At 55.0% G+C, this 19,568-nt stretch carries 21 protein-coding genes; 10 read left to right on the top strand and 11 right to left on the bottom strand.

Going from position 1 to position 19,568, the window contains the following annotated elements; all coding sequences use genetic code 11:
• The 9 genes from nuoK to ACY692_RS06205 all read right to left on the bottom strand — a co-directional run bounded on the left by nuoK (position 1) and on the right by ACY692_RS06205 (position 6,120).
• Positions 1–309, bottom strand: coding sequence for an NADH-quinone oxidoreductase subunit NuoK (gene nuoK / locus ACY692_RS06165; RefSeq protein WP_462324470.1), 309 nt, complete (start codon positions 307–309; stop codon positions 1–3).
• Positions 306–809 carry an NADH-quinone oxidoreductase subunit J family protein gene (locus ACY692_RS06170; protein ID WP_462324471.1) on the bottom strand — a complete coding sequence of 168 codons (504 nt, stop codon included), beginning with the start codon at positions 807–809 and terminating at the stop codon, positions 306–308. Before ACY692_RS06170 ends, nuoK begins: the two co-directional genes overlap by 4 nt.
• A gap of 5 nt (positions 810–814) precedes the next feature.
• The gene (locus tag ACY692_RS06175; protein ID WP_462324472.1) at positions 815–1,309 is read right to left on the bottom strand and encodes a 4Fe-4S binding protein; all 495 of its coding nucleotides are present in this window, start codon (positions 1,307–1,309) and stop codon (positions 815–817) included.
• Positions 1,310–1,462: 153 nt separating this feature from the next.
• A complete protein-coding gene (gene nuoH, locus ACY692_RS06180) occupies positions 1,463–2,434 on the bottom strand; it encodes an NADH-quinone oxidoreductase subunit NuoH (protein WP_462324473.1) in 972 nt (323 codons plus the stop codon).
• Complete coding sequence (locus ACY692_RS06185) at positions 2,431–3,576, bottom strand: NADH-quinone oxidoreductase subunit D (RefSeq protein WP_462324474.1); 1,146 nt, start codon at positions 3,574–3,576, stop codon at positions 2,431–2,433. The genes nuoH and ACY692_RS06185 overlap by 4 nt, the downstream gene beginning before the upstream one ends.
• A gap of 9 nt (positions 3,577–3,585) precedes the next feature.
• Complete coding sequence (locus ACY692_RS06190; RefSeq protein ID WP_462324475.1) at positions 3,586–4,113, bottom strand: NADH-quinone oxidoreductase subunit C; 528 nt, start codon at positions 4,111–4,113, stop codon at positions 3,586–3,588.
• Positions 4,110–4,640: an NADH-quinone oxidoreductase subunit B gene (locus ACY692_RS06195; protein ID WP_462324476.1), complete on the bottom strand. Its 531-nt coding sequence runs from the start codon at positions 4,638–4,640 to the stop codon at positions 4,110–4,112. Before ACY692_RS06195 ends, ACY692_RS06190 begins: the two co-directional genes overlap by 4 nt.
• Positions 4,616–4,996 carry an NADH-quinone oxidoreductase subunit A gene (locus ACY692_RS06200; protein WP_462324477.1) on the bottom strand — a complete coding sequence of 127 codons (381 nt, stop codon included), beginning with the start codon at positions 4,994–4,996 and terminating at the stop codon, positions 4,616–4,618. Before ACY692_RS06200 ends, ACY692_RS06195 begins: the two co-directional genes overlap by 25 nt.
• Before the next feature lie 542 nt (positions 4,997–5,538).
• Positions 5,539–6,120 (bottom strand): TetR/AcrR family transcriptional regulator, encoded by a 582-nt coding sequence (locus tag ACY692_RS06205; RefSeq protein WP_462324478.1) that lies wholly within the window; start codon positions 6,118–6,120, stop codon positions 5,539–5,541.
• 363 nt (positions 6,121–6,483) lie between these two features.
• Here ACY692_RS06205 and ACY692_RS06210 point away from each other — a divergent pair, with 363 nt between their 5' ends.
• Positions 6,484–7,758: an OmpP1/FadL family transporter gene (locus ACY692_RS06210; protein ID WP_462324479.1), complete on the top strand. Its 1,275-nt coding sequence runs from the start codon at positions 6,484–6,486 to the stop codon at positions 7,756–7,758.
• A 68-nt stretch (positions 7,759–7,826) separates the two neighbouring features.
• Here ACY692_RS06210 and ACY692_RS06215 read toward each other — a convergent pair whose 3' ends face one another.
• A complete protein-coding gene (locus ACY692_RS06215) occupies positions 7,827–8,363 on the bottom strand; it encodes an FmdE family protein (RefSeq protein ID WP_462324480.1) in 537 nt (178 codons plus the stop codon).
• Between the two features lie 444 nt (positions 8,364–8,807).
• On the opposite strand from ACY692_RS06215, the gene ACY692_RS06220 reads away from it, so the two are divergent.
• The 9 genes from ACY692_RS06220 to ACY692_RS06260 all read left to right on the top strand — a co-directional run bounded on the left by ACY692_RS06220 (position 8,808) and on the right by ACY692_RS06260 (position 19,016).
• Complete coding sequence (locus ACY692_RS06220) at positions 8,808–9,464, top strand: ABC transporter ATP-binding protein (protein WP_462324481.1); 657 nt, start codon at positions 8,808–8,810, stop codon at positions 9,462–9,464.
• Entirely contained in the window at positions 9,461–10,252 is a 792-nt protein-coding gene (locus ACY692_RS06225) for an ABC transporter permease (protein WP_462324482.1), read from the top strand. The genes ACY692_RS06220 and ACY692_RS06225 overlap by 4 nt, the downstream gene beginning before the upstream one ends.
• Positions 10,253–10,307: 55 nt before the next feature.
• A complete protein-coding gene (locus tag ACY692_RS06230) occupies positions 10,308–11,246 on the top strand; it encodes a TIGR01777 family oxidoreductase (RefSeq protein WP_462324483.1) in 939 nt (312 codons plus the stop codon).
• A gap of 40 nt (positions 11,247–11,286) precedes the next feature.
• A complete protein-coding gene (locus tag ACY692_RS06235; RefSeq protein ID WP_462324484.1) occupies positions 11,287–13,770 on the top strand; it encodes a transporter substrate-binding domain-containing protein in 2,484 nt (827 codons plus the stop codon).
• Positions 13,771–14,009: 239 nt separating this feature from the next.
• Complete coding sequence (gene tmcD / locus ACY692_RS06240) at positions 14,010–15,302, top strand: electron transfer complex subunit TmcD (RefSeq protein ID WP_462324485.1); 1,293 nt, start codon at positions 14,010–14,012, stop codon at positions 15,300–15,302.
• A gap of 27 nt (positions 15,303–15,329) precedes the next feature.
• The gene (gene tmcC / locus ACY692_RS06245; protein WP_462324486.1) at positions 15,330–15,989 is read left to right on the top strand and encodes a TmcC family electron transfer complex membrane anchor subunit; all 660 of its coding nucleotides are present in this window, start codon (positions 15,330–15,332) and stop codon (positions 15,987–15,989) included.
• A gap of 238 nt (positions 15,990–16,227) precedes the next feature.
• Complete coding sequence (gene tmcB, locus ACY692_RS06250; protein WP_462324487.1) at positions 16,228–17,550, top strand: electron transfer complex ferredoxin TmcB; 1,323 nt, start codon at positions 16,228–16,230, stop codon at positions 17,548–17,550.
• Positions 17,551–17,559: 9 nt separating this feature from the next.
• Entirely contained in the window at positions 17,560–17,976 is a 417-nt protein-coding gene (gene tmcA / locus ACY692_RS06255; RefSeq protein WP_462324488.1) for an acidic tetraheme cytochrome c3 TmcA, read from the top strand.
• A gap of 125 nt (positions 17,977–18,101) precedes the next feature.
• Positions 18,102–19,016 carry a universal stress protein gene (locus ACY692_RS06260; protein ID WP_462324489.1) on the top strand — a complete coding sequence of 305 codons (915 nt, stop codon included), beginning with the start codon at positions 18,102–18,104 and terminating at the stop codon, positions 19,014–19,016.
• A 258-nt stretch (positions 19,017–19,274) separates the two neighbouring features.
• On the opposite strand, the gene ACY692_RS06265 is transcribed toward ACY692_RS06260, so the two are convergent.
• Positions 19,275–19,568: hypothetical protein (locus ACY692_RS06265; RefSeq protein WP_462324490.1), on the bottom strand; the 294-nt coding region annotated here is incomplete at its 5' end.

Below are 19,568 nucleotides of genomic sequence, written 5' to 3' on the forward strand. Positions count from 1 at the left end.
TCATCCTTTGAGGGTGGAGATTTTCTGTTCCTCGATGGTTCCGAAACGGCGGTAGATGACGATAATGATGGCCAGGACCAGGGTTGCTTCGGCCGCGGCAAGTCCCATGATGAGCAGGGTTCCCAGCTGGCCGAGCTGGGCCGAGGCCGGGGTCAGCTGGGAGGTGGCCACGATGGACAGCCCCGCACCGTTGAGCATGAGCTCCACACCGATGAGCATGCCGATGAGACGGCGGCGCAGGAGCAGGCCGTACAAACCCAGGGCGAGCATGCCCAGGGCGATGAGCTGGTACATGATGAACAGGTTCATTGTCTTCTCCTGAATCCGAGGAGGATGGCGCCGGCCATGGCCGCGAACAGGACCACGGAGATGAGCTCGAAGGCCAGGCCGTAGGGGCCGAGCAGGGCCCGGCCGAGGTCTTCGACCGCAACGGGTGTGGCGTTGTTGGTGGTGACGAGGGAATACTTGATCACGGTCATGGCCAGAAACGAGGCCGGGACAAACCCGGCCAGAAAGGCCAGGGCCCGCTTCTTCATTGTTGTCTGACTGCGATTCCGGGCCTCACGCGAGGCCCCGGTGATGACGATGGCGAAAAAGATGAGCACGGCCACCGCGCCGACATAGATGAGGATCTGCATCAACCCGATAAACGGAGCGGCCAGCAGGAAGTACAAACCGGCCACGCCGAACAGGGAGATGACCAGGCCGGTGAAGGCCCGGACCAGGCTGGGGATGGTCACGGCCCAGAGGGCTCCGCCCAGACAGAGGATGGTGTAGAATCCAAAGGCGATATAAGCCATCTTATCCATGAATATCACTCCTTGTCGTCGAGGGCTTTGCGGGAACGTTCGATCAGGTCGTACTCGAAATCCTCCCGGGAAAATCCGGCCAGATACACGTCCGTGGAAAACCTGAGGGCCTTGGTCGGACAGTTTTCCACGCATTGTCCGCACAGGCTGCAATAATTGTAATCCAGCTCGAACAGGGACGGATACTTGGCCTTCTTGGGTTTCAGGGGGGTGCCGTCCTCGCCGATTTCCGGGGGGAGAACCGCCTTTTCCACGGTGATGCATCCCGAGGGACAGTTGCGGGCACAGGTACCGCAGGCGATGCATGTGGAAAAATGCGGTGGCGCGTCCGTGGGCACGAATTCGATATGCCCGTGGTAGGTATGGATATTGTCCACGGTCTGCCGTGGATAATGCACGGTTTCGGGCTTGGTCAGCAGGGCCCGCCCCGTGACCCCAAGGCCGATGACCAGGGAATAGAGCCCCTTGATCGCCTGGCGGATGTCTTCGAGAAATGTCATGTCGTGTCGCTTTTCGGGTTGCATTTTTTTCCGTCATTCCGGCCGGGGCCGGAATCTTCATGGTTTGGAGGAATGCCCCTCAAGATCCCGGACCGAATCCGGGATGACGTCGGTTCATGGACAAGCGGAGTGTCCGCTCCACGTCGATCATGTTCAGATCTTGACCAGGACGGCCACGTAAAAAAGATTGATCAAAGACAACGGGATGAGCCACTTCCAGCTCAGGTTGAGGAGCTGGTCGAACCGTACCCGGGGGAAGGTCCAGCGCATCCACATCATGACAAAGATCAGAAAATAGACCTTGGCCGCAAACCACCACCAGCCGTCAACAAGAGGGCCGTGCCAGCCGCCCAGAAACAGGGCCGTGCACACGCTGCTGACAATGACCATGTTCGTGTATTCGGCGAAAAAGAACAGCCCGAATCCCATGCTGGAATACTCGGTGTGGAATCCGGCCGTGAGCTCACTTTCGGCCTCGGGCAGGTCGAAGGGTGCCCTGTTACACTCTGCCAGGGCGCAGATGAAGAATATGACGAATCCTATGGGTTGGAGCATGACGTTCCACTGCCACGGCCAACCTCCCTGCTGGGTGACGATCTCGGAAAAATTGAGCGATCCTGAATACATGACAACGCCAAGGACGGAGATGAGCAGGGGGACTTCGTAGGCCACGGCCTGGGACACGGCCCTGGCGGCTCCAAGCAGGGAGAACTTGTTGTTCGATCCCCATCCGGCCAGGATGGTTGCCAGCACGCTCAGCCCGGTGAAGGCCAGAATGAGAATGACCCCGATCCCGGATTCCATGCCCATGAGTCGCGGGCCAAAGGGGATGGGCAGGAAACAAAGAAACACCGGGGCAAAGGCCAGAACCGGGGCAAGCCAGAAGAGCCGTTTGTCCGCGCCGGCCGGGGCCACGATCTGTTTGCTCATCAGCTTGAGCCCGTCGCACAGGGTCTGGAGCAGACCGTGCGGGCCGACCTCAAAGGGGCCGGGCCGGACCTGGAAATGTCCTGCCAGCTTGCGTTCCAGCCAGACCAGAATCAGGGCGTTCAGGGAGACAAAGGCCAGGATGGCCATGGTGAAGACGAGGAGCCGCAGCAGTTCCGCGGGAAGAGTAGGTATCATCGGTCAATCTCCGGGATGACGAGGTCCAGGCTGCCCAGGATGGAGATGGCGTCGGCCAGCAGGGTCCCCTTGGCGCACTCGGAAAAAAGGCTCAGGTTGGAGAAGGTGGGAGAACGCAGCTTGATCCGGTAGGGCACGGAGGTGCCGTCACTGACCAGAAATACCCCGATCTTGCCCCGGGCTCCTTCCACGGCGAAATAGGTTTCCCCCTTGGGCGGCTTGATCACCTTGGGTACCTTGGCCCGGATCTTTCCCCCGGGGAGCTGGTCCAGGGCCTGGGTGATGATAGCCAGCGACTGACTGATCTCGTCCAGGCGAACATGATAGCGGCCCATGGCATCCAGGGTGTCACGGGTGGGGATGTCGAAATCGAACCGGTCATAGATGGAATAGGGTTCGGCCCTGCGGATGTCATAGGCCACGCCCGAGCCACGTAAAACCGGACCGGTCGCCCCGTATTTTCTGGCCATTCCAACCGGGATCTCCCCGATCTCCTCGCACCGTTTCCTGAGGATGAAGTTGTCCGTGACCAGATCCTTGAACATGGCCAGCCGCTCGGGCATGCGCGCACAAAATGCACGAACCCCCTCGATAAAGGTCTCGTCCAGATCGTGGGCCACGCCGCCAATACGGAACGAGCTGTAGGTGAGTCGGGATCCGGTTATGCGCTGGAGAAGGTCCTGGGCCATCTCACGGTCTTCAAACGCGTACAGAATGGGAGTGAACGCGCCCAGATCCATGACATAGGCCCCCCACCAGAGCAGGTGGGAAATAATCCGGTTCAGCTCGCAGGAGATGACCCGAACATATTCTCCCCGCTCGGGAACCTCGATTTCCATGAGCTGTTCAACAGCCCCCACATAGGCCCAATTCCAGGCCAGGGCATGGAGATAGTCGACACGGCCCATGTTGGGGATGAATTGATTGTAGGTCTTGGACTCGCCCATCTTTTCGTGCATCCGGTGCAGATATCCGAGCACGGGTTCGGAACGGGTGATGTACTCACCGTCCAGTTCCACGAGGATACGGAGCACGCCATGGGTGGAGGGGTGCTGGGGGCCCAGGTTGAGAATCATGGAATTCTCGGTGGGGCCCTGCTGGAAATTCTGGGAGTAGAAGTCTCCGTCCAAATTGAAGGTCATAACGGTCGGCTATTCCTTATCGCCGGAATCATCCGGGTTTGCGGCACAGGGGACCTTGATGCCGATGGTCTGGCATTTGGAAAGGGAATCGAACAGGGATACCCTTTTTTCCGCGTCCTTGATCAGGGGATGGAACCCGAAGTTGTCCGGGAGCAACAGGGGTATCAGATTGGGATGGCCCTCGAAGTGGATCCCGAAAAAATCGTAGCATTCCCGTTCGTGCCAGTCCGCGCCCTGAAAAATATCGCTGATGGATGGCAGAACGGGATCCTCATGGACCGCCAGCGTTCGCAGAGTGACCCGGAAGGGTTTTTCGTACTTGGTGAAATGATAGATGAGCTCGAATCCCTCCTTGCCGTCCAGACCGGTGATGTCCTCGAGGAAGTACCCGGCCTTGTCCAGGGAAGCGGCGGCCTCGCGGAGCCGTTCGTGCTGGAGAAAGAGATTCCAGGTCGTTCCCGTGGCCTCGTTGGCACAGCTCGCAAGGCCGAAGGGTTCTATGTCCTTGAGCCACTCGGCAGGTATCCAGTCTTTCATGGGTTCACTTCCTCGGGCATGGGCCACCAGCGTTTGCCGGTGATTTTTTCCTGCAGTTTGAACACCCCTTCAAGCAATCCTTCGGGACGAGGGGGACAGCCGGGGACATACACGTCGACCGGAATGAACAGGTCCAGTCCCTCGACCACGGAATAATTTTCCTTGAAGGCAAATGGACCGCCGGAGATGGCGCAATTGCCCATGGCAATGACATACTTGGGGGCGGGCATCTGTTCGTAGAGATTGATGATCGCCGGAGCCATTTTTTTGGTGATGGTGCCGGCAACGATCATCAGATCGGCCTGCCTGGGGGACGGACGGAAGACCTCGGCCCCGAACCGGGAGATATCGAACCGGGACATGCCGGCGGACATCATTTCGATGGCACAACAGGCCAAACCGAAGGTCATGGGCCACAGGGACATGGCCCGGCAGACGTTGAATATCTTCTTGGGCAGGGCAAAGGGAATGAGTTCCGGCTCGATTGACGAGGTCAGCGGGCCTATACTTTGATCTTTCGGGGCCATGTAAAGACACCTTTCTTGTAGAAATAGAGGATGGCCGCCCCGAGGACGGACAGGAAGATCAGGATTTCCAGGAAGGGAAACCAGCCAACGGTACGGGGATAGATGACCGCCACGGGAAAGAGATAGAGCACGTCCACATCAAAGGCGAGAAAGATGAGGGCGTAGAAATAGTAGTTGATGTTAAAGCTTCCCCATGCGCTCCCCTGAGGGGGCATGCCGCATTCGTAGGGCATGGCCATGGCCCCGCCCCGGGCCTTGGGCGCGAGGATCGTCGGTACGATGAGCGCCCCCACGGCAAACAGAACGCCGACAAGGAGTAGGACGATCAGGCCCAGATGAAACCAGTTGAAAACCATGTGGTTTGTTCTCCTGTTGTTGGAGGTAGAAGGCAACGTGAGCACTAACCTAGGGAGGAAGGCTGAAAAGGACAGATTTAATCGGCTAAAGGTCTGCTTATCCTGTTGAGTGGAAAAAAGGCAACAGGAATATCAAAAAAACCAAAAGGAACCGCATTTTGATCAATCGTTAATATGGAACCAGCGGATGCGGACCAATGATGGGAAAAAAAGAATTAGTGCACCATGCCGTTTGTTGGCAATAACACCAAATCATGAGGGTGTCATGTGAAAAAAATCACCTAAATTTATCGTATATCTATTGAATTTAGATGGTTATCTGTTTCAGCGGAATGTCGGCGCGGCTGATTGAGGTGGGAGATTGCTTGTTTTTTGGGGGGGGGCAAGGGGGGCGTTGTCTCTTGTGGGGACGGATAAAAAAACCGGTGGAAACTGGGTGTCCGCTAACTCCGGCAATTTTCCACGTTTGTTGATCAGTAATCAGATTAAACGTTAAATTTTAAGATGTTGTGATATTAAAATTTTGACCTGACTAGTTACCATTATGGTTTGGTTGCCAGGGTGTTCCGGAAAAAAGCCACTATCTCCAGATAGAAATCGGCGGGGGTATTTAAGCGGATATTGTTGGCACGGGTGGCTCCGATCATGGTCGAGAAAAGGATGTAGGTAGTCATGTGCGGATCGCATTCCTTGATGGTTCCATCCTCGATCCCTTTGGCCACGGAATCCTTGAGCAATCGGAATGTCCGTTCGCATTCGATGATGATGGCCTTGTTTTCCTTGGGGCCCGATTCGAGGATGAAGGGCGAGCAGCGCAGAAGGGTAGTGAACCATTCCCGGTTGTCTACGGAGTATTTGAGAAAGCATTTTATAAAATTGGTTACAGCACCCAGGCCGTCCGTGGAATAGAACAAACTCTCCTCGAGTTTGTCGTGCAGGTCGCGTAGGATGGTCCGTTCCACCTGTATGAACAGTTTTTCCTTGCTCCCAAAGTGGTGGGCAATGAGCCCCTCGGTCACCCCCGCTTCCTTGGCGACCTTCTTGTAGGTCGTTTCCGCGTACCCCAACCGCCCCAAGAGACGGGCCGCTGCAGCAAAAATGTCGTCTTTGGCTGTCCTTCTCACCGTATCCCCCTGATCATGCGATACCTCGTATGTTCTCAAGCCTGACTATATGGAATGGCTGGGAGGAAGTCACCCCAGATCCCATAAGTTGTGTACCCACTCAAAATTTCGCCTAGAAGATTTAATATCCATAAAGAGCATAAGTGGTCAACAGAGGGTTCTGTGGTATATAAAAGGGTTTTCCCGAATCAAAAAAGGGTGTTGACCGTGTCAGACTTTTTATGTAGGCGCACACTTAAATTTGCTAAGCGATCATTTAGTTGGGTCGATTTGTCGTGAGGAAATCCTAAATCCTCCTCCGGAATGAGACCGGCGGAATTTACAGCAGACGAGGCCCGACGTACGATAACCAGAGGAGGAATGATGGGCACACGTGTATGGAAACGGATGGGACTGACCCTGGTCTGCCTGATGCTGCTCGCAGAGTCGGCATTTGGAGCGGGATTCGGGATTTACGAATGGAGTGCGAGAGGAAACGCCATGGGTGGGGCCCTGATCGGACGGGCGGATGATCCGTCGGCAGTAGCCTACAACCCGGCAGGGATCACGCAGTTGCCTGGGATTCAGGTGCTGGGCGGGTTTACGGTTCTCATGCCGCAGGCGACAATTGATGTATCGATAAGCGACGGTGTTAATGCTGGTAAATCCGATTCAGCAGACACCAAAAGCCTTGGCCTAGATGGCTTCGCTCCTAACGCATTTTTGACTTGGCAGATAAATGATAAATTTTGGTTTGGATTTGGTGCATATTCACGATTCGGACTCGCCTCTGAATATGATTCGGATTGGATCGGCAGATATGCAGAGTATTATGCTGGGGTTAAAACTTATTCAGTAAATCCGACAATTGCCTATAAAATCAATGATCAGTGGTCAGTAGCTGCTGGAATAGAAGCCATGTATATGGAAGTTGAAATTAAAAGGAAGCTCTATTTTGGTTTTATGGGACAAGATGATGGTGACGTCGACATGGCTGGTGATTGCTGGTCTCCCGGTTATAATTTTGCAGTCCATTACAAGCCTGTTAAGTGGTTTTCCGCAGGGCTGACCTACCGCGGAGAGGTTCACCCACATGTTGAAGGTGATGCTGATTTTTCCGATATACCCAACGGAATCGACCTTGTTGACCAAGGTATGGTCGGATATTTGAATTTGCCCGCATCATGGTCTTTGGGGTTGGCTTTCCAGATTAACGAAAAACTAAGCCTTGAATTCGATACCATTTATACCCTCTGGTCCTCTTACAAAGATATTACATTCGAATATGATGAAATGAGCACAGTCACGGAAGAAAAAAAATGGAAGGATGTATGGCGGTTTCAGTTAGGGCTTGAATACGCCTATAACGAATGGTTAGATTTGCGTTGTGGATATGTTTTTGACGAATCACCGATCAACAACGCCCATTACGATTATATGGTCCCAATGACAGATAGGCATATCTTCAGTATTGGAACAGGGATGCATTGGGATAAATTAACTTTAGATCTGTCATATGGATATTTATATTCACCGAATAAAAACGCAGATATTGATGTATCGATAAACAAAACCCTTCAACTTACCCAGCAACATGAATCATCTTTCAAGGATGCTCATTGCCATATGCTAGGCATCAATGTGGGTTACAAATTCTAGTTGCGGGATCGTAAGCAAGAACGAAAAGGCCTTGTTCCAGAATGGAATAGGGCCTTTTCGTTAATAAATTATCTTTGTTCAAGTTTCGTAAAACACGGAATACACAACGCCCTCCCTCCAAACCTCCGTGTCCTCGATTCCATGGTCTTTTCCCCGCACTCCTCACAAACCAGACTTTCCAACCGATGAGCCCTGGATGGTACGCATACTTCGGGCTCGGTGAAAGCGAGCAGTTCTTCCAAAGGCGCACTCATGATCTCCTGAATCCGCCCCTCTCTGGTCAGCTCCCTTCCCCAGAATTCTTCCCGCACAGCCACACGCATTCCCTTCCCGGTAGCCCGGCTGTAAAAGGTGAACGCGGCCTTGCCCCAGTCCCGATGAATCAGGTTTCCCTTGCCAAAGGTGCAGCTCATAAGGAATTGAATGGCATCCACTGCGCACATGTCCGTTTCCGTGACGCAGACGATATCCTCGTCATTGGCGCTGCCGAATTCTTTGAGCCCTACTTCGGCTACCCGAAGGCCCAATGCCAGGCCGGGGCACCAATGTCCGTGAAATGCCTTGGTCGATTCAATCTCTTCCTGCGTCAGGGTACAGCCGGTCATGATACGTGCTCCTGGTTGATGGTTGGAGTAAAACGTGTTTGTTTATGGATACCTTTTCTAAATTCGTATTACTGATTTTGCAATGTTTTTTTCAGAGACGTTCCAACCGGTAACGATGTTGTCACGATCGGGAAGATACAATCAAATATCTTCGAAAGGAAAAAAAGGTCGTGACTACTCAACACAATATGTTGGTATAACCTGTGTCTTTTCCTGGGAACGCCGAGCGTCTGCTCGGCATTGTAAGGAATGCACAGCGGGATACCATGAGGTTGTCCGGGTATCCCATCTGCCCATGTTTCCTGCAGGTCCATAGGCGCATTGCCGAGCAGACGCTCGGCGTTCCCAGGAGGGGCAAAAAATGATCGCGGGTCATCAGTGACTGCATAATCACAAATGGCCGTAACAGAATACCAAATCTCCACCCAAAATCTGAGACATTCAATGAACTATCTAGAACTCAAAGGGATAACCGTCCAACGGGACGGCAAAACCATCCTCCACGGTATCAATTTCGGGGTCCATAAAGGCGATAAAATTCTCATCCAAGGGCCCTCGGGGGGCGGGAAATCCACCCTGCTCAAGGCTATTCTCGGGTTTGCCAAGGGATGCACCGGGGATATCCTCATGGATGGGCATATCGTCGATGCCGCAACCATCAGAGATTTCAGAAACCATTTCGCCTACATCGGGCAGAAGCCGCTGGTTTTCGAGGGTACGGTCAGAGAATATCTCGAGATTCCCTTTACGTTCAAACACAACAGCCTACACAAGCCTGATGAAGAGAAAGGACTGTCGCTTCTGGCATCCCTGGGATTCCCACCGGAAATTCTTTCCAGCGCCTACCACTCCCTGTCCGGCGGGGAACAGCAGCGGATAACCATTGCCCAGGCTCTGCTCCTGGATCGGGACATTTACCTTTTGGACGAAGTCACCTCGAGCCTGGACGAGTCCAATATCTTTCGGGTCATCGACTTGGTTACGGCATCCAGCGAGCAGACAATCATCGCGGTTTCCCACAACAAAGAGTGGCAGCGCCATGCCACCAGGATCCTTACCATGGAACAGGGCCACATACATGAGTCCGGAGGGGTAGCATGAACGCAACCATGGACATCTCCGTCATCCAGCTCGCCTGTTTCTTCTTGTTGCTCATCATCCCAGGCCTTCTGTTCCGCTATCTGGATCTACGCCTGACCAAAGAAATGATCATCGGGTTCACCCGCATGGTCGTCCAGCTCTCCCTGGTCGCCGTCTATCTGGAGTACATCTTCAAATGGGACAGCATGCTGCTGAATCTCCTCTGGATTCTGGTCATGGTCCTGGTGGCCAACGGAGCCATCCTCAAACAGAGCGGTCTTGCATTCCCCAAATTCATCACCGTGACCTACCCCTGCTACGCCGTGCTGGCCATGGTCATCCTGGCAAGTTTTCTCATCGTCCTGGATGCGCATGTCCTTTTTTCCGCCCGGTATCTGATCCCCCTGGCAGGAATGATCTTCGGCAACATCCTCCGGACCAACGTCGTGGCCCTGGACCGGTTCTACTCCCAGCTCATCCGGCGGGAAGACGAGTACATGGCCTACGTATCCATGGGTGCGACCCACAGCGAGGCCATCCGTCCTTTCGTACGCGAGGCATGCAGGGCGGCCTTCGGGCCCCAGCTGGCATCGGTCTCCACCATGGGGCTGGTGGCCCTGCCAGGGATGATGACGGGCCAGATTCTTGGGGGATCATCTCCGGTTGTGGCCATTAAATACCAACTCATGATCATGGTGGCCATCTTTCTCACATCCTCCTTGTCCAGCTTTCTGGCAGTCATGGTCTCAACCCTGAAAAGTTTCGATACGTACGGACGGATCAATCGGGACATGTTTCTGAGGAATTGAGGACACAACGGGATCTCTCCCTTTGCAATATTTTGACGACTGTGGCAGGAGGAAAATGAACAACAAGAGCCAGGAGGCCGCGTCCATGCGCTATTTCATTCTTGGGGGTACCGGATTCATCGGCAGACATCTGGTGACGCAACTCATTGACAAGGGACACGGAGTGATAGCCCTGGTGCGCTCCACCAGGAAACCTCTCCCCGATGCTCTGGACAGCGTCGATATCGTGCAGGGCGACCCTCTCGCTCCGGGTTCGTGGCAGGATCGACTCCGTGACAGCAACGCGGATGTCGTGGTCAACCTCGTCGGCAACCCGATCATCCAGCGTTGGACCCCGGAACTGAAAAAGGTAATCCACGACACGCGCATCCTGTCCACGCGGATGGCCGTCCAGGCCCTCGAGGGCGCAAAGCGCACGGCCTTCTTCTGTGCCAATGCCGTGGGATACTATGATGACCGGGGTGACGAAACGATTGGAGACGACGCCCCGGCGGGGAATGATTTCCTGGCCGGAATCTGCCGGGCCTGGCAGCAGGAAGCCGAGGATGCGCAGACGTCGGGCCATCGGGTGATCATCGGCCGGTTCGCTCCGGTAATAGGCAAGGGAGGCGGATTGCTCGCGCCCATGCTTCCCGTGTTCAAAGCCGGGCTCGGTGGGGTGCTGGGAAACGGCAACCAGTGGATGAGCTGGATCCATGTCCATGACCTATGCCGGGCCATTGTTTTTAGCGTGGAACATGCCTCCATGAGCGGTCCGCTGAACATGACCTCGCCCCAGCCAGTGACCAACAAGCGGTTCACGTCCACACTCGGGAGGGTCCTTCACCGTCCCACCCTGATGCGCGTCCCGGCCTTTGCCCTCAAAATGGCCTATGGTCAGGCGTCTGAAGCCCTCCTGGACAGCCAGCGCTGTGTGCCGACCAGGCTTGGAGGAGCTGGATTCGGGTTCCGTTTCCAGGATATTCGGTCAGCTCTGGAAGATGCCTGCTCATAAAAAGAAACCCAAACGGAATGTTCAATATCGAACGGATACCATGGGCTATTTTTCACATTGTTTGCAATGTGCTCTTCTGGCGGCATGTCTGCTTGCATTGGTACTGCCTGCCAGCGCACAAAATGATCGTGCGCTCCATTTTCGTGGGGACCATGACTATCCCCCCTATGAGTTTGTGGACAAAAACGGGAACCCCACGGGGTTCAACGTGGAGCTCCTCCAAAAAACCTGCGGGGTCATGGGGCTCGACTGCCGTGTCACATTAGGCCCCTGGAACGAGGTCCGTGCCCAGCTGGAAAACGGGACCATCGACGGGATCACGGGGATGTTCTATTCGGGGGAACGGGACCGGAAGGTCGATTTCAGCACCCACCACAGCATCGTTTCCCACTCCATTTTTGTACCCACGGCTTCTTCCATAACCGGTATCGATGACCTCATCGATAAATCTATCGGGGTCCAGCAGGGGGACATCATGCATGACTATCTCCTCCAAAACGGCCTCTCTGCATTCGTTTTCGGGTACGCCGAACAGGAAGAGGTTCTCGAAAGTTTGGTCTCGAACGGAGTGGACTGTGCTCTGATCGCCAGAATTCAGGGGCTCTACGTCATGAAAAAACTGGGGATCGACAATGTCGAACCGGTTGGCCAATCCATCCTTCCCCGTAAATACTGTTTTGCGGTCAGGCAGGGTGATGACGTGTTACGTTCACAGCTCAACGAAGGGCTGAGTATCCTCAAGAAAAACGGGGAATACGCAGCCATCCATGATCATTGGTTTTCTCCATACACCCGGGAGCAAATCCGGAAGAAAGTGTTCACTGTATTGGCATGGATTCTCGTTCCCATCGGTGTAATATTTGTGCTCGGATTTTTATGGACCTATTTTCTCAAACGCCAGGTCCGGGAGAAAACACAAATACTGCATAAAGAACTCAAGGAACGGAAACGGGTTGAAAAGGCCCTTGTGGAAAGCGAGGGCAATTACAGACGGGTTTTCAACAATGCGGCCACCTGCATGATTCTTCTGGACGGCGAGGGACGCGTGGTCATGGCCAACCGTAAATGTTTGCAGTCCTTTGGGTATGAACAGGAAGACATGCTCCTTGGCATGCATCTCACCGCCCTTGTTTCAGATCCGGGACTGGGAGAAATTGTTCGGACATGTTTGGGTGGGGAAGAAGAGCATTTCGAACGGGAATCCAAGATCCGTGCCTTTGGTGGCGAGATAAAGGATGTGGTCATCTCGATTGGCACGATCCCAAACAAGGAACGGCGTATTGTCTCCTTCCTGGATGTTTCGCCCATCAAGGAGGCGGAACGGGAGCGCAAAGGGCTGGAACGGGAGCTCGCCCATGCCAGGAAAATGGAAGCAGTGGGAACGCTGGCTGGTGGTATTGCCCATGACTTCAATAATCTTTTGCAGACGATCTCCGGCAATCTCTACTTTCTCTCCAAGAAAACCGGCAAGGGGTCTGGATTGGAAAGGTACCTCCGGGATACCGAGTACAGCGTGAACCGGGCCAGGGATCTTGTGCGTCATCTGATGACCTTCAGCCGGAAGATGGAACCCCGCATGGAGATCGTCGATGTGCATGGAATCATCCATAGGGGGCTGTCCCTTTTGCAGAGGACTGTGCCCAAAATGGTCGTTCTGGAGACCAAATTCACGGAAGACCGATGTTTGATCAAAGCAGATCCGGGACAGATCGAACAGGTGTTGCTCAACCTTGTCCAGAACGCTGCCGATGCCTTGGTGGGTGATGGTCGGGTAGGTATTGAAACGGAACTGATCCACGTTGAGAAACCACGCCCCATGGCTGGGACCGAACTAGAGCCGGGACATTATGTGTGTATTCGGGTCCGGGACGACGGACATGGCATGTCCTCCGGAGTCGTTGAACATATTTTTGAACCCTTTTTTACCACCAAGGAGGTCGGCAAGGGCACGGGACTCGGGCTTTCCTCGGTATACGGAATAGTCAAGGCCCACCATGGATATGTTGAGTGCAAGAGTCGTGTTGGTCAGGGAACTACCATGAGTATGTATTTCCCTTCCGATTCTCACTTGGAACCGGAGAAAGAGATAGACGAACCGGAGACCATCCCCGATGAAAATACCCTCCCGGCGGGATCCACCATTCTGCTGGTGGACGATGAGGAAATGATCCGGGAGTTGACCCGGGAGTTTCTCGAGGAAAATGGCCATACCGTGTTGACGGCTGCGAGTGGAGAAGAGGCCCTCCAGGTCCATGCGGAGGAGAGGAGCCGGATCGATCTGGTGATCATTGACCTGGGCATGCCCGGGATGGGTGGGGAAGCGTGTATCCGAAAGATGCTCGACAAATACCCGGAGACCCGGATCCTCGTTGCATCTGGATATTCCGCGCATCCCATGTCCAAGGACCCCCCTGCGCATGGAGTGATTGGATTCGTCGGCAAGCCATATAAATTCGATGAGCTTACAACCCTCGTCCGCAAATTGACCGGAAACAAAGACGGGAAGGGTGGTCAAAACGGATGATTTAGGGTACACTATAAATTGATTGCCGCTGGACCTTGGCCGTGTTCAGGACATCGGTGCGGAATTTTTGGGGTCCCACTCTTCCCGGACCGTGAACATTAGACGCAGGTGAAAACGCACAGAATGATATATGTCCAAATAGGCTGGCCGGAGAGTGGACAGAATTTGGATATCATGACTATATTTTTTTTTACCACCCAAAAGAGTGCATAAACCTTCAGGCAATATGGAAGACGACTATGACTATGACCAACAATAACCGACGGGATCAGGGAAAAGAGTCCTGGGACTGGGATGTGGGTGAAAAAAAGATCGTCACCACCACATACTGTTCCACCCAATTTGAATGGATCGAGGAATTCCAGGTCAGTCCTGATGGCGAGAAGATCGCCATGGTGGCCAAGGTCGGCGGGTTTGAATTCAGTGTGTGCGAGAAAGGGGATATCTGGGATCCTCCGTTCGAGAAAATCTGGCAGCTGGGGTACGGTCCGGATGGGAGACTGGTGGCACTCGTGGCCCAGGATGGCGAGTGGACCGTGGCCGTGAACGGACAGACCTGGGACGAGATGTACGGGTTCCTCTGGAAGATCCTTTTTGGCGCCGACGGCAAGACTGTGGCCGTGGCCGCCCAGCGGGACATGCAGTACGGGATGGTCGTCAATGGGAAACCCTGGAAAACCTTTTTTGAAAACGCCAACCAATTCAGCTTGAGCCGAGCGGGTGACAAATCCGCTGCCGTGGTGCAGACCAAATCCTTTGCCCAGGCCGATATCCAGGCCTACCAGGCAGGATGCTACACCGTGGCCGTGGACGGTACCCCCTGGCAACGGGAATTCGTCAACGCCTGGACTCCGGTATTCAGTCCCAGGGGAGACCGAGTGGCCGCACAGGTGCGGACCTCACTCTATGACTACACCGTGGCCGTTGACGGCCAGACCTGGGCCCGAGCCTTCTCCGGGGTATGGGCACCTCTTTTCTCGCCAACCGATACGTCCGTGGTCGCCCCGGTCCGGGAACGGGGTAAATGGGGCATGGCCAGGAACGGTGAAACCATCTGGGAACCCGTGTTCGATCAGTGCTGGCATGCACAGTTCTCCGTGGACGGCAATCACCTCTGGGCCATTGTCGCCTCCAGATACGGCCATTTCACCCTGGCCAGGGATGGTCAGGCATGGAAGACCTGTTTCCCCGTGGTCACGGATCTGATTCTCGCCCCAAATACCGGTCGGGCCGCAGCCCTGGGCAAGGACGACAAGGACCAATGGGCTGTTTTAGTGGACGATGAGGTCTGGCCGGGACGGTATGCCATGGTCTGGCCCGCGGTGTTCAGTCCCGACGGGGAACACCTGGCCGTCAAGGTCGAACGCGGCGGGGCATATACCTTTGTTCTGGACGGCAGGGAGTTGGGCGAATCCTTTGACCAGGCCTGGAACCCGGTGTTCAGTCCTGAAGGAGACAAGGTCATGCTCAGATATATCAAGGACGATGCGTACTTCCGTCGGGTGGCCCGTGTGGAGGATTTCAAGGGATGATCAAGCTGCAATTCGTTGGAGGCAGTCATGAATAGCGTGTATCAATTCGTGGTCGGTCCGCTGGCCTGGGTCGCCTGGACTCTGTTTATCGGCGGCTCGCTAGTCCGTCTGGCCCTCATGTACCGCTCGGTGCGCAAGAAGGATCCGGTGGTCTTCGAGTATATGAGCTTCAAATACGGGATGCGGTCGATCCTCCACTGGATCACCCCCTTCGGCACGGTCAACTGGCGCAAGAACCCGGCCATGACGGTGGCCACCTTCGGGTTCCACATTCTGCTCTTCGTGGTCCCCATCTTTCTACTGGGGCATGTAGTCCTGTGGGACCAGTTCTTCGGGATATCTTTTCCGGCCCTGCCCGAATGGCTGGCCGACATCCTGGCCATGGGCGTGGTTCTCGCCTGCGTGTTCTTTGCGGCCAGAAGGATCATGCTCCCCGAGGTCAGCTTCGTGACCCGCCCCATGGACTGGGTGGTTTTGGGAATCGTTGTCCTGCCCTTTGTCACCGGCATTCTGGCCTATCACCAGATTTTCAACTACGAACTCATGCTCATCCTGCACATTGTGGCGGGAGAGATCATGCTCGCGGCCATTCCCTTCACCCGCCTCAGTCACATGCTCTTCGGAGCCGTTTCCAGGGCCTACATGGGCTCTGAATTCGGAGCCGTCAGGCACGCGAAGGATTGGTAACGGGCAAGTTCGAAAAGCTACGCAATATCGTAACTATTCAACTGCATTTTCCAGGAATGAAAATTTTGAATTTTAGAAATTTTAGAGATTTTAGAAATTGCAGGCGGGAACTATGCATATTTTGAACTTTTTAACTTCTCCAATTTGTTGGATCTGGTAGTCAATACTCCGAATTGGCGTTAAATTTCAAAATAATACAAAAATGTTGACCTGAATAGTTGCGTAAGAAGGAGAATCCATGAAGAAATCCATCGGACATATATCAAAACGCAAGATCGACGACGTCGGTCTCCAGACCGGGGTGGACCGGCTGACCCCGGAACGGATCGAGGACGTGGTGACCCGGGTCCTGCAAGGAGAGACCGGGGCCAGGCTCCAGGCCTATAGCGAGATGTGCGTGCGCTGCGGACTGTGCAGCGAGGCCTGCCATTTCTACCACTCCCACGACAAGGACCCGAGCTATTCCCCCGTGGGCAAGGTCAGCCAGACCATCTGGCCCCTGCTGGAGAAAAAGGGACGGGTCAGTCCGGAATTCATCTATCAGATGGCCCAGCTGGCATATACGGAATGCAATCTGTGCAAACGGTGCGTCCAGTACTGCCCGTTCGGTATCGATACGGCGTACATGATGCAGATCGCGCGCAGAATCTGCCACAAACTCGGGGTCACCCCGCAGTATCTCCAGGACACGGCCCAGAGCCATGCCGCGACCATGAACCAGATGTGGGTCAAGGACGACGAATGGATCGACAGCCTGCAGTGGCAGGAGGAAGAGGCCAGGGACGAGATCCCGGAGCTGCGTATCCCCCTGGACAAGGACGGTGCGGACATCTTCTATTCCGTGATCGGCCCTGAACCCAAATTCCGGACCCAGCTCATCTATCAGGCCGCCGTGCTTATGCACGCCACGGGGCAGGACTGGACCATGCCGTCCATGCCCGGCTGGGACAACAGCGACATGGCCATGTACTCCGGGGACTATGAGATCATGGGGAGGCTCAAACAGAAACATTTCGAGTCGGCCATGGATCTTCGGTGCAAGCGCATCGTTATGGGCGAGTGCGGACACGCCTTCAGGTCGGTTTACGACATGGGTAACAGGTGGCTTGGGTGGCGGTCCCATCCCGTCCGGGTGATGCATGCCATAGAGTTCTACTGGGAACTCATGGAAGCGGGCAAACTCAAGGTGGCAAAAACCTTTGATCAGCTAGTGACCCTGCACGACCCCTGCAACATCGTCCGCGGGCGCGGGTTGCACGAAAAGGCCAGGGAAGTGGTCCGGGCATTCTGTCCCAATTTTGTGGAGATGACCCCCAACCGGGAACACAACTATTGCTGTTCTGCCGGCGGCGGGGTGATCAATTGCGGTCCGCCGTTCAAGAACACTCGGGTCCAGGGAAACAGTATCAAGGCGGAACAGCTGAGAGACACCGGAGCTCCGGTGTGTATCGCCCCGTGCCACAACTGCCATGGCGGACTCGAGGACATCATCCACGCCAATAAACTGGATATGAAGCTCATGTTCCTCATCGATATCATCTACGAATGTATGGAAAAATAGGAAACGCATATGGGAACGATACACAAATTCAAGAGGATATGTGGTAATTTCTGGATCCCGGCAGTTCTGGTCCTGGTAGTGGGCCTGTTCGTCGTTCCGAGCGTGTCCACGGCCCAGGAAGATATGGTCCTGATACGTTCGGACGATTTTGAAAAACACCAGCGTCCGGCGGTGTTTTTCGCCCACGACATGCACAACGAAAAGGCGGAGATCGAGGACTGTTCCGTCTGTCATCATGTCTACGAGGACGGAGAGCTGCTGGAAGGGGAAACCTCAGAGGACGATCCCTGCTCCTCGTGCCATCCCGCCCGACCCGACAGCGGGGAACTCGGCCTCATGCGCGCCTTCCACAAACGGTGCATCACCTGTCACGACGAGACCGGCAGGGGACCCATGACCTGCGGCGCATGCCACGTGAAGGAGTGACCCGGACAATCCGTAGGGACAATCCAGGGATTGTCCGTCTGACCGGGCCCCGGGAGGCAAGGAAAAACAACCATCCCTGCATCTGTCCCGATATTTTTCTGACGATGCAATAAGGAGAAACATCCATGTTCTTCAAAAAAATCCTGCTGGCTATCACCCCCTCTCCCGAAAGCGATTACGCTGCCCAGGAGGCCATTGCCCTGGCCCGGGAAAATGGGGCCAAGCTGTATGTCTTCCATGCCTGCGGTGTGGAATATGGCTGGGGCCAGGTCCGTCATCTTGTGCCCTGCGGCGAAGTGGAAAAGATGAGGGACCATCTCGAGGAGTACTACCGTAAAATGACGGATGAACTTGCTGATGTTGCCTATGAGGTCACGGCCGGCCTCCCCCATACGGAAATCCTGCGCTTCGCCCGGAAGAAAAAAATCGATCTCATCGTCATGGGTCCCCACGCCTCCAAGGAGGTCGAGTGCCGTTCGTCCATCTGGGGCGCGGCCGGGAGCTGTCTGGAAAAGGTCAGCCAGAGGGCCCGTTGCCCGGTGATGATCGTCACCCGTCCCCGGCCGCAAAGAGAACCGCGCCCCTTGCAGATTGTGGTCGCAACGGATTTTTCCCGGCCGGCGAGCCAAGCCCTGCAATTCGCCCAGCGCATGGCCCGGACCTCCAATGCCGGACTCCATGTCTTCCATGCCGTGGATGTCAAGGGCGGCTACCAGGGGATGCGCGAGGACCAGGAGGCCATTGAGCAGGAATGCCGGGAGGCGGTCGGACGCATTGAACACGAGTGCGAAAACCGGGTGGAAGGACTGGAGTCATTCTCGACCGGGGCATGGGAAGGTGCCCCGTACCAGGAGATCATCAAATGCGCCCGGTGGAGGAACGCCGACCTCATCGTCATGGCCCACCATTCCAAGGACACCAAGGACGAGGCCTTTATGGGCTCCACTGTTGTGCGGGTGGCCCTGCGCGCCCATTGTCCGGTTATGTCTGTAAACTATCAGGCCATTGCCGGCAGCTTACGGGAGGAGGGAGAAGACTGAAACCAGGAATCCCATAGCGAAATGTAGTATTGAGAATACCCCCGACAGCATCCAGGTACACGAACGCTGTCGGGGGTATTCTTTTGGATAATTGTTCAAAACAGATCGTAACTATTCAGCACGATAACTCGGCATGGGGCTGTGGCGTTTCCGGAAGGGACAAAACAGGATCTGGCTATTGGTGGCTGGATACGTACTGGTTTTCCGTCTCCCGGGGCTCGACAAAACGGGCGATTCGGGGGGTGCCCCTCTGCGAATCTATCCGGAATGATTGCTTGTATGGCTATTTGTGCCGGGAAGTGCTGTTTTAGTACCCATCCAGCGATCCACACACGCAGCTATGCGGTTGATGAGATCGGCGTAGAGGCAGAGATACAGCAGCAGGGTGAGCAGCCAGAGCATGCCCAGGTTGAACCAGAGTGTCGGGATCAGGATCGTCCCCAGACGCTTGTTCGCCGTTGCGAAATGGGCCCTGCCTAGCGAAGAACTCGGGGGCTTGCAGATGGGGCTGCTCAGTTGCACCACATGCCCGCCCTGGACCCGCAGGGAGGT

This window comes from Desulfoplanes sp. (assembly GCF_054921335.1).